This window comes from Streptomyces sp. NPDC058751 (assembly GCF_042746485.1).
GTDB lineage: Bacteria > Actinomycetota > Actinomycetes > Streptomycetales > Streptomycetaceae > Streptomyces.
On record NZ_JBHYPZ010000054.1, the window covers coordinates 23,602 to 36,245 of the forward strand.

Below are 12,644 nucleotides of genomic sequence, written 5' to 3' on the forward strand. Positions count from 1 at the left end.
TTGGCGCTCAAACAGAAATGGCGTCGGCCCGGCGGATCTGGCTGGTGATGGTCGGGTCGGTGATCGCCGTGTCCTTCGCCAGCATCATCGCCTTGCTGAGGATGACCGCCAGGGTGCGGTCGCCCTCGAAGGGCAGGTAGCCGGTCTCGGGGCCGCCGCCCGCCTTGGGGACGATGCACAGGTACTGGTCGTTCGGGGTCATCAGGATGTTGCCCGAGCCCAGATGGATCTTGTAGGTGCGCAGCTCGCCCCTGACGTGCAGGAACCGGCCCTCGACCGTGCAGCGGTCGGCGATCGCGAGGCGGGGCACGAGACGGGTCAGCAGCTCCCGGCGGGTCTCGGCGCTCTGGTTCAGGTCGCCGAAGCCGTACGACGTCCAGTACTCCTGGTAGCGGCCGCCGGGGCCGCCGTCCTGCCAGGTCGGGTCGTTGCCGACACTGGAGACCCCGACGAACAGGTCGACGTCACGCAGGACCTCGGACAGGACGAGCGGCGGGATCTCGGTGAGCGCCAGGGGCTCGACCGGGTCCTGGCCGTCACGCAACCACATGCTGTACTCGCCGCCGTAGCAGTGCGCCGAGTTCTCGGGGGCGTCGAGCGGGTAGAAGCGCACCTGGTCGGTGCGCAGCCGCAGGTAGCTGCCGGTCTCGGTGGTGTCCTCGCCGTACTCGCCGTCGCCGCTGATCCAGTACTCGGCGCGCAGCCCCCACTGCGGCAGTTCCCTGGTGGCCGGGGGCGCCGAGTCGTCGACGCAGAGGCGGAGCTTGTTGCGCCAGCCCCGGACGGCGGCCAGGGAGTTGAACTGGTGCTGGCGCACGAAGTGGGCGGCGAAGCGGTTCGAGTACGTGCCGGTCGCGCGCTCGGCGTCGGTGAGGAGGTACACCTCGCGGTGGGCCTGCTTGAAGGGCTGGGTGATCCCATGCCGCTCCAGCCAGTCCCGCCAGGCGACGACCTCCACGGGATCGCGGTCGACGGGGTGCCAGAGGGTGACCTCCTCGCCCGCCTTCACCGGGTCGTCGGTGAGGGTGCGCAGCTCGCCGTCGGCGAACCCGGCCGGGGTTCCGTCGACCGTCCACAAGAGGCGGCGGGCGAGGGTGCCGACGAGCGGGTGGTCGAGGTAGCGCTCGCGCCAGGTGTCGTACGCCCAGGTGCGTCGGGCGAGGAACTGCCGGTCCAGGCGCTCGGTCTGCGCCGAGAGCATCTTGTCGATGTCCTTGACGGCCGCCTTGAGCTCCTTGAGCTCCTCGGCGTGGTCGCGCCGCACGGCGGCGGGCACGCTCTTGACGGGCTTTCCGCTCGCGTTGAGCCAGCCCAGCACGGTGCGTGAGCCCTGGACGTCGACGAGCGCGGTGGTCTCGCCGAGTTCGTGGCGCGCCCGCCCGACCTCGGTGAGCCCGTACGCCGGGACGGCCAGTTCCTCGATCTCCGCCCGGCTCAGGCCGAGGGCGGTGGCCTTCGCCTCCAGGAAGCCGTCGACGATCTTGGCCGTGGGCTTGTAGGTCACCCGGGTGGCCAGCCGGGCCAGTTCGGCGAGGGCCGCCTCGCCGTCGAGGCGGGAGAGCGCGACGACACCGGCGTTGGCGACCTTCGGATTGCGCGGGCCGATTCCGGCGACCTTCTTCAGGGAGGTCTCGACGAGCGCCCCGAGGGCCCGCGCGGAGTCGGGGTGGGGCGGCAGCAGGGAGACCAGCCAGGCGAGGCCGCGCAGGGCGTTGGCGTTGTACGGGTCGTAGGAGTCGTTCACGTCCGAGCCGTAGACCTGGCCGGTCAGCAAGAAGGTCCGGGGGCGGCCGGCGAGGGCGAGCCAGGACAGCGCGGCGGCGCGGACCCGGTCGGCGCCGAGGGCCTCGACCAGCGCCCGCGCCTGCTTGTCCCACTTGGCGGAGGGCTTGGAGGCTGTGGCCGTCAGCAGATGGGCGAGCAGGGCCTGCCAGTCGGGGGTGGAGGCGTCCCTCATGGCCTGCTCGGCCCATTCCTCACCGACGTTGAGGACGGGCTCCGTGAGCCGCTTCGTCAGGTCCGTGACGCGGTAGGCGTTCATGCCCGTGCGGCGGAGCACCGCGACGACGGCCGGGTCCAGTTCGCGGCCGGCCGCCAGCTCGGCCTCGGCCACGAGGTCCATCCGTGTCGCGTACCAGACGGTGTACTGCCTGCCGAGTTCCTCGAGTTGCTGCGCCCGCTCGTCGGCGAGCGGGTACTCCGGCAGGCCGTGGGAGATGACGGCGAGCACGGTCAGCACGTTGCTGCGGGGGCCCGATCTGCCGCCGAGCGAGTGATAGCCCTCCGCCAGCGCGCCGGCCAGCCGGGTCCGCTGCTCGGCGGGCAGCGCTCTCAGCAGGTCCAGGATCTCGGTCCAGCCGCTGCCCCAGTGGCCCTTGTTGGCCGCGGCGACCCTGAGCACGCCGGTGGCGAGCTCTCCCATGTTGCCCTCGTCCGCCCACACGCGGATCCGCTGCGAATAGGTGGCGGTCATCGTCATCCCCCCACCAGCGCGACGAGCTTGAGGAAGGTGACCTCGGTGCCCAGGACCAGCTCGATCTCCTCGTCGGGGTCGGTGACCTGACGGTCCCCCACGAGCACCAGGAAGCCGTTCCCGGCGAAGGCCTTCAGCGCCAGCCCGGTCTGCGCCTCCGGGTCTATCCGGCGGGGCGTGCGCAGCGCGTAGCCGTTCAGCACGCGCTCGGTGTCCTCGGGCTGGACGAGCCCCTGGAACACCTCGGGCGTGTTCGCGTTGTACTCGGCGACCTCCTGGAAGACCCGCCGCCGGATCAGCTCACGCACCGTGAGCCGCTCCTCGGCGATCTCGAGCCCCCAGCCCGCGCCCCGCTCCCCACTGGTCGTCTCGTCGACGAACGTCACCATTCCCATGCCGACAGACAGTACGAGCCCCCACTGACAACCGGTCACCGGGCCCGGGTCAGCCGTCCCGTCCCGGCTCCGTCGTCGGCTCCGAACCGCCCCTCCGTCTGTCGACGGCCGTCAGATCGATGTCGATCACGAAGGGGACGGAAACCTTGAGCCGGTCGTGGAAGATTCCGGTGAGGGCGTACGACCTGGTGGCCGGGTCCAGCTCGTAGACGTAGACGACGGGCAGGCCCTTGCCCTCGTCCTGTTCGACGCGCCAGAAGTTCGGGACCCCGGCCTCGGCGTACTTGCGGGGTTTGACCTCCCGGTCGCGTTCGCGGGAGTCGGGCGAGACCACTTCGACGGCCAGGAGGACGTCACCGGGCTCGTACCAGGTCTGGCCGGGCCCGGTGTTCGCGTCCACCGGAAACACCATGACGTCCGGCTCGGGCCGGTTCTTGATGTCGAGTCTGATCGTCATCTCGCGCATGACATCGAGATGTTCCGGCGCCTGCTCCAGGAGAGCGTTCTCCAGCAGACGCATGCAGCGTCCGTGAAAAGCGGTCTGCGGACTCATGAAGACGAGACTCCCGTCGATCAACTCCGTGTGCGGGGGGAGGCCCGGAATCCGGTCGAGGTCGTCCGCGGTCCAGCCCTCGGGGGGCGGGATCGGCCAGCGGTACGCCGGCTCGCCGTCGAGCCCGTCCTCGGATGCGGCGCTCATCAGTGCTCCCATGGGCTGGAGTCTCGCCTGTCGGTTCAGCGTACCCAGGGGGGACGAGAGGCGCTTCACCTCAACGGGTGATCACGCGTTCGATCCGCGGCCGCCCGCCCCGGATTCGACTTGAACATGTTCAAAAGGAGGTCTACATTCATCTCCGACAGCGTTTTGAACGCGTTCAAGAAAGGGTGGGGGCATGGACCTCACGGTCGTCGCTTACGTCATCTATCTGCTGGTCAGCATCGCGCTGACGGTGTGGGTGGCCCGCACGCTGAGCCACAACGGACGGATCTTCCTGTCGGACGTCCTGCACGGGAACGAGAAGCTCGCCGACGCCGTCAACCACCTTCTGGTGGTGGGCTTCTACCTCGTCAACCTGGGCTTCGTCGCCCTCTATCTGAACCAGAGCGACGAGATCTCCAACGCCCGCGAGATCTTCGAGGCCCTGTCGACCAAGCTCGGTGTCGTCCTGCTGGTGCTCGGCGTCATGCACCTGGGGAACGTCTACGTCCTCAACAAGATCCGGCGGCGGGGCGTCATGGAGCGGGAGCAGACACCGCCGGTGCGGCCGACGGACTGGGCCGCACCCACGGCCGGGGCGTGAGAGCGGTGACCGGCACACCGGCCACCAGGGACCGGGACGCGGCGCGCGTCCCGGTCCTCGGGCTCACCGTCCTCTACGACCCGCGCTGCTCCCTGTGCGCCTTCCTGAAGAAGTGGCTCGCCGGGCAGGCCCAGCTCGTACCGCTGCGGTTCGTGCCGGCCGGCTCCGAGGAGGCCGCCCGGAGCTACCCGCGGCTCGACCACCGCGCCACCCTGGACGAGATCACCGTCGTGGGGGACGCCGGACAGGTCTACCAGGGAGCCGCCGCCTGGATCGTCACCCTGTGGGCGCTGCGCGAGTACCGGGCGCTGGCCCACCGGCTCAGCACCCCCGCGGGCGCGAAGCTGGCCAGGGGCGCGACCCTCGCCGCCGCCAAGTGGCGCGAGGCGCAGGCGCGGCAGCGGTGGGGCGGCGGCGCGTACGAGTGGGGCGACGGCTGGAGCTACGACCCGGTCGCCGGATGGACCTTCGATCCGCCCGCCTGCGACAGCGGCGGATGTACGACGGTTCCCAGTCGTTAGGCTCGTCCCGTGCCAGCACCGACAGACAGCCCCGGCCCCATCGACCCCACCGGGTCCTCCGAGCCCGCCGCGGCTTCCGGACCCGCCGCGGCCCGCGAGCCCGTCAAGTCCCCCGGCAAGGAGGCGAAGAGCCCGGCGAAGAGCGAACAGACCCGGGCCCTGATCCTGGAGACCGCGATGCGGCTCTTCCAGGAACGGGGGTACGACAAGACGACGATGCGGGCCATCGCCCAGGAGGCCGGGGTCTCCGTCGGCAACGCGTACTACTACTTCGCCGGCAAGGAACACCTGATCCAGGGCTTCTACGACCGGATCGCCGCCGAACACCAGGAGGCGGTCCGGGAGGTGCTGGCCCGCGAGACGGACCTGGAGGCCCGGCTCGGCGGAGTCCTCAAGGTGTGGCTGGACATCGCCACGCCGTACCACGAGTTCGCCGTGCAGTTCTTCAAGAACGCCGCCGACCCGGACAGCCCGCTCAGCCCCTTCTCCCCCGAGTCGGAGCACGCGCGCCAGGAGGCGATCAGCGTCCACAAGGAGGTGCTGGCGGGGGCGAGGACCAAGGTGCCGGAGGAACTGCGCGAGGTACTGCCCGAGCTGATGTGGCTCTCCCAGATGGGGCTCGTCCTGTACTGGGTCTTCGACCGCACCGAGAACCGCGAGCGCAGCTACCGGCTCGCCGAGCGCGGCGCGCGTCTGACGGCGCGCGGTGTCTCGCTGGCCCGCTTCCGGCTGCTGCGGCCCCTCGTCCACGAGGTGCACGAGCTGTTCACCGACTTCCTCCCGGGCATGACGAAGGCCCTGCCCGACCCGGCGAAGAAGACGGACTGAGGGCCCGCCCGTCCCGGCGGGACGAACGGACCGAGGGGCGCCCGCCGAGGCGGGCGCCCCCGTGCGCCGTCGGGGTCCGGCGCCCGGCGGTCTCAGTTGACCGCGTCGGCGTCCACCTCCCCCTGGACCAGCTCCACGTCGTACACCAGCGGCTCGTCGGTCACGACGACCTGCTGCGCCCGCGCCCCGTACGAACGGGCCGTCACCGACAGCAGGTACGTCCCCGGAGCCGGGACCGAGACGATGTAGGAGCCGTCGGCCAGCGAGGTCACCCGGTCGAGCTGCCGGCCGCCCTTGGACAGCAGCGTGAGGACCGCCCCGTCGACGGCCTCGCCCTCCGCGTCCCGGACGAACCCGTGCACGGCCGAGGCGCCGCCGCCGGCCTGCTCCACCTCCTTCGACGGCTCCTCCGCGGGCTCCACCGCCAGATGCGGCAGCCGCTTGTCCAGCCCCGCGGGCAGCCACCAGTTGGAGTCGCCGAGCAGGTGCATCGCGGCGGGGACCAGCGCCGTACGGAGGATGAAGGCGTCCAGGGCGACCGCGGCCGCGAGGCCGACACCCGCCATCGCCGCTCCCGCGTCACCGCTCAGGACGAAGGCGAGGAAGACGCACACCATGATCAGGGCGGCCGAGTTGATGACCCGGCCGGTCTCCGCCAGCCCGACGCGCACCGCCCGCGCGTTGTCCTTCGTGTGCACCCATTCCTCGTGCATGCGGCTCACCAGGAACACCTGGTAGTCCATGGAGAGGCCGAACAACAGCGAGAGCATGATGACGGGCAGGAAGGCGTTGATCGGCCCCTCCTTGCCGAGGCCCAGCAGGTCCAGGCCCCAGCCCCACTGGAAGATCGCGACCAGGACGCCGAAGGACGCGGCGGCCGCGATCAGGTTCATCAGCGCGGCCGTCAGCGGGACCACCAGGGAGCGGAAGGCGATCAGCAGGAGCAGGAAACCGAGCCCGATGATCGTGGCGATGAACCAGGGCAGCCGGTCGCCGGTGATCGTGGCGAAGTCCTTCGACACCGCGGTCACACCGCCGACGTGGGCCTTCGCCCCGGCGTCCGGGATCACCCGGTCGCGCAGGGTGTCGATGAGGTCGTCGGTCCTCGCCGACTGCGGCGAGGTCGTCGGGACCACCTGGATCACCGTCACCCCGTTCGCGGGCGGCAGCGCGGCGACCGCGGCGACCCCGGGCGTGCCGCCGATGCTCTTCGCCAGGGCGTCCGTGTCACCGCCGGTCACGACCACCTGCAAGGGACCGTTGAAGCCGGGCCCGAAGCCCTCGGCGAGCAGGTCGTAGGCCTGCCTGGTCGTCGTCGCGCCGTCGTCGTTGCCCTGGTCGGTGGCGCCGAGGCGCAGCGACAGGACGGGCAGCGCGAGGACCACCATCACGGCCAGCGCGAGGGCGGCGATCGTACGGGGACGGCGCTGCACGCTCGTCGACCAGCGGGCCGCGGCCCCGCTCACCTGCTCCGGTTCCGGGCCCTTCGCCGCCAGCTTGCGCCGCTGGCGGCGGCTGAGCACCCGGGTGCCGAGGACGCCGAGGAGCGCGGGCAGCAGCGTGGTGGCCGCGAGCACGCTGAACACGACGGTCAGGGAGGTGCCGATGACCACGCCGTCCAGGAAGCGGAGGTTCGTCACGAGCATGCCCGCGAGCGCGATGCACACCGTGCCGCCCGCGAACAGCACCGCCCTGCCCGAGGTGTTGAGGGCGACCACCGCCGACTCCTCGGCATCCAGGCCGCGCAGGAGACCGCGCCGGTGGCGGGTGACGATGAACAGCGCGTAGTCGATGCCGACGCCGAGGCCGATCAGGGTGGCCAGCAGCGGGGCCAGGTCCGGGATGTCCGTGGCGTGGCTGAGCAGTTGCGTGGAGAACAGCCCCGTGCCCACGCCGAAGACCGCGATGCCGATCGGCAGCAGCATCGCGAAGAGCGAGCCGAAGGCGAGGAAGAGGACGACGGCCGCGGCCAGGATGCCGACCATCTCGGCGAGCCCGGTGGGCGGCTCCTGCACCCGCTGGATCGCCTGGCCGCCCAACTCCACCTGGAGTCCTGCCCGTTCGGCGCCCTGCGCGGTGTCGACGACGTCCTGCACCAGTTCCTTGGGCACGGCGTTCGCCTGCTCGGCGAAGGTGATCTGGGCGTACGCGATCGTGCCGTCCCGGCTGATCTGCGCGGCGCCCCGCTCACCCTCGTACGGCCCCGCGACCTGGCCCACGCCCTTCATGCCCGCGATCTCGTCCAGCACGGGCTGCATCCGGTCGCGCACCGAGGCGTCCCGGGCCGTGCCGTCCGCGACCTTCCACACCACCGTGTCGGTGTCCCCCGCGCTGTCCGGGAAGGCCTTCTCCATCTGGTCGTACGCACGCTTGGAGTCCGTGTTCGGAAGGGAGAACACGTTCGCGTAGTCCGTGCCCGCGGTGGTCGCCGCGAAGCCCAGACCGAACAGCGCACCCACCCACAGCAACAGGACCACCAGCCGGTGCCGATAGCACCACCGTGCCAATGCCGCCACGTTCAACGCTCCTTAGTCGGTCGGTCCCCCAGGTCCTGGACACCAGGATTCGCGGCCGGGCGCGCGGGGGGACACGACCCGCGCATGACTCTCAAGGAACTCCAAGGCACGATCGGCCCCCGCCGCCGACGGCCCGGCCGATACTGGGGACATGACCGCTCACGAGGGAGCCACCGTCCTCGTCGTCGAGGACGAGCCGAGCATCGCGGACGTCCTCACCATCGCGCTGCGCTACCACCGCTTCGAGGTGATGGCCGCGGGATGCGTCCGCGAGGCGCTCGCCCTCGCCGAACGCACCCGCCCCGACGCGGCACTGCTCGACGTGATGCTCCCGGACGGCGACGGCCGGGCGCTCGGCCGTGAACTGCGCCTGCGGCAGCCGGACCTGGCCGTCGTCTTCCTCACCGCGCGGGACGCGCCCGCCGAGATCGTCGGCGCGCTCGGCTTCGGCGACGACTACATCACCAAGCCGTTCAACATCGACGAGGTCGTCGCCCGCATCACCGCCGTGCTGCGCCGCACCAGGCCCGACGACGTCCTGCCGCAGCGCCCGCCCCTGCGCCACGGCGACCTGGAGCTCGACGAGACGACGTACCGCGTCCACCGCGCGGGCACCACGGTCGAGCTCACCCCCACCGAGTACGCGCTGCTGCGCTTCCTCGTCCGCAACGGCGGCCGGATCGTGCCCAAGGAGCAACTCCTGCGCCACGTCTGGCAGTACGAGCACCCGGCCGAGTCGACGGTCGTCGAGACGTACATCAGCTACCTGCGGCGCAAGCTCGAACCGCTGGGCCCGCCGGTGATCCAGACCCGCCGGGGCGTGGGGTACGGGCTCATATGAACCCGCTCGCCCTGCCCGGCCACCGCCCCGCGCGCCGCAGGCACGGCACCCACTCGCTGCGCGGCCAGCTCACGATCGCGAACGTGGGACTGCTGGCCCTCGGCATCGTGGTGGCGACCGCCGTGAGCCTGATGGGCATGCGGCACTACCTCCTCGACCAGGTGGACGCCCAGCTCCTCAAGACCCGCGACTCACTGGGCGGTTCGCAGCTCACCATGCGCCAGATCGACTCGCTGAGCGCCCTCGCGTTCGTGCACGAGCGGATCGGGCCCGCCGCGTACGAGTCGTCGAAGCCGGAATCGATCTTCGCGGCCGTCGACCGCGGCGGCCGGGCCGTCGAGGTGGCCGGCTACGAACCCACCGACACACAGCGCGCGTTCGCCGCCGCCGTGGACGACCCCGACGGCCTCGCCCGCGCCGCCGACCCGCGTGACATCACCGTGCGCGGCGCCGACTACCGGGCGACCGGGACACGGCTCGCCGACGGGACCTACGTCCTGTTCGCCAACTCGACCGACGGACTGCACAAGGGCATCGCGAAGGCGCTCAAGCTCGATCTGACCGTGGGCACCCTGCTGCTGGCGCTCCTCGCGTGTCTGACGATGTTCAGCGTGCGCCGCCGGATGCTGCCGCTGGAGGCCATGGTGGAGACCTCGTCCGCCATCGCCGAGGGCGACCTGACCCGGCGCGTCCCCTCCAGCCAGCATCCGACCCAGGAGGTCGAGCAGCTGCGGCTCGCGCTCAACTCCATGCTCCACCAGGTCGAGTCGGCCTACCGGACGCGCGAGGACAGCGCCGCCCAGCTCCGCCGGTTCGTGGGCGACGCCTCGCACGAGCTGCGCACCCCGCTGGCGGCGATCCGCGGCTACCTCCAGCTCTACGAGAAGGGGATGCTGACCGATCCCGCCGAGCGCAGGCGGGCCTGGGACCGGATGAACGCGGAGACCGAGCGCATGGGCCGGCTGGTCGACGAACTGCTCACCCTGGCCCGCCTCGACCAGCGGCCCGAACTGCGCTTCAGGAACGTCGACCTGAGCCGGCTCGTGCGGGACGCGGCCGCTGACCTGCGCGCCCAGCAGCCCGGCCGCCCGGTGACCGTGGACGCCGAGGGAACGCTGCTCGTGCAGGCCGACGAGTCGGGGCTGCGGCAGGTGCTGGGCAACCTCGTGGGCAACGTACGCACCCACACACCCGGCGACGTGCCCGTGCGGCTCGGTCTGGAGCGCGCGGACGGCGTCCTGCGGCTGTGCGTCGCGGACAAGGGCCCCGGGCTCGCGGAGGAGGACGCGGCGCGCGTCTTCGACCGCTTCTTCCGGGCCGGCGGCGGCGCGGGCAGCGGGCTCGGCATGGCGATCGTGGAGGGCGTGGTGCGGGCCCACGGGGGAAGCGTCGCGGTACGGACGGCACCCGGAGAGGGCCTGGCGGTGACGGTGACGTTGCCGGTGCGGTGAGAACGCGGGAACAGACGGGGCGCGACCGCCGGGAAATCTCCTCTCGCACCGCGTTGACCTGCGGAAACAGGCTTGGGCAGAAGCTGACCGAGGCGGTTGAACACGGGCTGCCGCGGCCCCGTACACCACGACGAGGGCGCTTCGGTCGCTTTTGACCGGCTCGCCACGCCACCAGCGCGCACCGCACGGAAGGACCGCCGGGTTGTCGTTCAACACGAGCTCTCGACAGCTGCCGAACACGGACACCGGTTCCGGCACCGGCCCGGACGAGGACGCCGCCGCCCCGGGTGAGGGAGGGGCAGCGGCCGGGTCGGCCCCCGACGTCACCGCGGCCGAGGGGGCCGCCCCGCTCCGTTGCGGCGAGCCGGAGGAGACCCCGGCGGAAGCCGTCCCCGGTGAAGGAGCGGACGCCGACGGGACCGACAGCGGGACGGCCGCCGACCCGGCCGGGGCCGAAGCACCCGACGGGACCGACGCGGAGGCGGTCACGTCCTCGCCCGAGGACGCCTCCGACGCCCCGGACGCCCCCGGTACGGCCGCCGGGGACGCGGCCGGCGGGAACCCGGTCGGCGAGGACACGGCCGGCGGGGAGGTGCCGCCGGGAGACGAGCCGCCCGTGCCCGGTGGGGGGAGCGGGTGGCGGGACCGGCACCCCGTCGCCGCCCGCGCCCTCGCCCGGACGACGACCCTCGCCGCCGCCGCGTTCGTCCTGTTCGCGCTGCTCATGCCGAGCCGGGCGGACGAGTTCCGGCCGGCCGAATTCCTGCGGATACCGGTGGAGGCCGTCTTCGGCGCCGCGCTGCTGATCGTCCTGCCCCGCCGGCCCCGGATCGCGCTGTCGGCGCTCGCCGGGCTGGTCCTGGGTGTGCTGACCGTCCTGAACATCCTCGACATCGGCTTCAACGAATACCTCGGACGGGGCTTCAACCTCGTCCTCGACTGGCCCCTGTTCCGCGACACGCAGGCCTACCTGGAGGACACGTTCGGCCACGGCGGCGCGCTCGGCATCGCGGCGCTGGCCGTGGCGCTCGTGATCGCGATACTCGTCCTCATGACGCTGTCGGTCGTCCGGCTGGGCGACCTGGTGGCCCGGAACACCGCGATCGCGACCCGCACGACACTGGTCCTGGCGATGGCCTGGGTCACCTGCGCGACGCTCGGCGTGCAGTACACGGGCGTGCCCATCGCCTCCGAGCACGTCGCGCTGGTCGTCCAGGACCGGGCGGCGCGGGTGCGGAAGACCCTGCGGGACGAGGCCGAGTTCGTCCGGATCTCCAAGAAGGACGTCTTCGCGAACACGCCGCCCGGTGAACTGCTCACCGATCTGCGCGGCAAGGACATGATCATCACGTTCATAGAGAGCTACGGCCGCAGCGCCGTCGAGGACCCGGTCGTCGCACCGGGCGTCGAGGCGACCCTGACCGCGGAGAACAGCAAGCTGACCCGGGCCGGTTTCGCGGCGAAGAGCGGCTGGCTCACCTCGGCGACGTACGGCGGCAACAGCTGGCTCGGTCACTCGACGTTCCTGTCGGGCCTGTGGATCAGCAACCAGCAGCGCTACCGCACCGTGACCGCCGGCGACCACCTCACCCTGATCAGCGCCTTCAAGAAGACCGGCGACTACGACACCGTGGGCATCATGCCGGGCGTCCAGAAGGGCTGGCCCGAGCAGAAGTTCTACGGCATCGACAAGGTCTACGACGCCTTCCACCTCGGCTACGAGGGGCCGAAGTTCAGCTGGTCGCCCATGCCCGACCAGTACGCCCTGGCCGCGTTCGAGCGCCTGGTGCACGGCAGGAAGCACGACAAGCCGCTGATGTCGACGATCATCCTGACCTCCAGCCACCAGCCCTGGGCGCCCATCCCCCGGACGGTCCCCGAGGACCAGGTCGGCGACGGCTCGGTCTACGACGCGATCGAGAAGGCCGGCAAGAAGCCCGGCGGCATCATCACCAGCTCGCGGAAGTCGAAGGTGGAGTACGGCAAGGCGATCTCGTACTCGGTGACGAGCCTGATCGACCACCTGGTGAAGCACGGCAACGAGAACACCGTGCTGGTCTTCCTCGGGGACCACCAGCCGATGGCCCGGGTCAGCGGCGCCCACGCCAGCCGTGACGTGCCCGTCTCGATCGTCGCCAAGGACCCCGCGGTGCTCGACAAGATCGCCGACTGGGGCTGGACGGACGGCCTGCGGCCCGGGCACGACGCCCCGGTGTGGAAGATGAGCTCGTTCCGCGACCGCTTCCTGACGGCGTACGGATCCACTCCGCGCCCCTAGGGCGTGGCTGCGTACCGCCGTGGCGTCGGGGGGCCCCCGC

The 12,644-nt window shown here is 71.5% G+C and carries 10 protein-coding genes; 6 read left to right on the plus strand and 4 right to left on the minus strand.

Translation table 11 applies throughout. From position 1 onward, the window contains the following. Positions 1 to 7: 7 nt before the first annotated feature. The 3 genes from ACFW6B_RS35585 to ACFW6B_RS35595 are packed head-to-tail and all read right to left on the minus strand — an operon-like array spanning position 8 to position 3,568. Positions 8 to 2,473, minus strand: coding sequence for a DUF4132 domain-containing protein (locus ACFW6B_RS35585; protein WP_386602906.1), 2,466 nt, complete (start codon positions 2,471 to 2,473; stop codon positions 8 to 10). 2 nt (positions 2,474 to 2,475) lie between these two features. Beyond that, positions 2,476 to 2,868, minus strand: a complete 393-nt coding sequence (locus tag ACFW6B_RS35590) for a hypothetical protein (protein WP_386602908.1) — start codon at positions 2,866 to 2,868, stop codon at positions 2,476 to 2,478. A gap of 49 nt (positions 2,869 to 2,917) precedes the next feature. After that, positions 2,918 to 3,568, minus strand: coding sequence for a Uma2 family endonuclease (locus ACFW6B_RS35595; RefSeq protein WP_386602910.1), 651 nt, complete (start codon positions 3,566 to 3,568; stop codon positions 2,918 to 2,920). A 193-nt stretch (positions 3,569 to 3,761) separates the two neighbouring features. Between ACFW6B_RS35595 and ACFW6B_RS35600 the strand changes: the two genes are divergently transcribed. The 3 genes from ACFW6B_RS35600 to ACFW6B_RS35610 are packed head-to-tail and all read left to right on the plus strand — an operon-like array spanning position 3,762 to position 5,518. Then, a complete protein-coding gene (locus tag ACFW6B_RS35600; RefSeq protein ID WP_386602913.1) occupies positions 3,762 to 4,169 on the plus strand; it encodes a hypothetical protein in 408 nt (135 codons plus the stop codon). Between the two features lie 5 nt (positions 4,170 to 4,174). Beyond that, a complete protein-coding gene (locus tag ACFW6B_RS35605) occupies positions 4,175 to 4,690 on the plus strand; it encodes a thiol-disulfide oxidoreductase DCC family protein (protein ID WP_386602915.1) in 516 nt (171 codons plus the stop codon). 9 nt (positions 4,691 to 4,699) lie between these two features. Next, a complete protein-coding gene (locus tag ACFW6B_RS35610; protein ID WP_386602917.1) occupies positions 4,700 to 5,518 on the plus strand; it encodes a TetR family transcriptional regulator in 819 nt (272 codons plus the stop codon). Positions 5,519 to 5,610: 92 nt separating this feature from the next. Here the strand turns inward: ACFW6B_RS35610 and ACFW6B_RS35615 are convergent, their stop codons facing one another. Continuing rightward, positions 5,611 to 8,025, minus strand: coding sequence for an MMPL family transporter (locus ACFW6B_RS35615; RefSeq protein WP_386602970.1), 2,415 nt, complete (start codon positions 8,023 to 8,025; stop codon positions 5,611 to 5,613). Between the two features lie 160 nt (positions 8,026 to 8,185). Here ACFW6B_RS35615 and ACFW6B_RS35620 point away from each other — a divergent pair, with 160 nt between their 5' ends. The 3 genes from ACFW6B_RS35620 to ACFW6B_RS35630 all read left to right on the plus strand — a co-directional run bounded on the left by ACFW6B_RS35620 (position 8,186) and on the right by ACFW6B_RS35630 (position 12,604). Continuing rightward, the gene (locus ACFW6B_RS35620) at positions 8,186 to 8,875 is read left to right on the plus strand and encodes a response regulator transcription factor (protein WP_386602919.1); all 690 of its coding nucleotides are present in this window, start codon (positions 8,186 to 8,188) and stop codon (positions 8,873 to 8,875) included. Next, positions 8,872 to 10,326 carry a sensor histidine kinase gene (locus ACFW6B_RS35625; RefSeq protein WP_386602921.1) on the plus strand — a complete coding sequence of 485 codons (1,455 nt, stop codon included), beginning with the start codon at positions 8,872 to 8,874 and terminating at the stop codon, positions 10,324 to 10,326. Before ACFW6B_RS35620 ends, ACFW6B_RS35625 begins: the two co-directional genes overlap by 4 nt. A gap of 202 nt (positions 10,327 to 10,528) precedes the next feature. Next, positions 10,529 to 12,604 carry a sulfatase-like hydrolase/transferase gene (locus ACFW6B_RS35630; RefSeq protein ID WP_386602923.1) on the plus strand — a complete coding sequence of 692 codons (2,076 nt, stop codon included), beginning with the start codon at positions 10,529 to 10,531 and terminating at the stop codon, positions 12,602 to 12,604. The last annotated feature ends 40 nt before the right edge of the window (positions 12,605 to 12,644 follow it).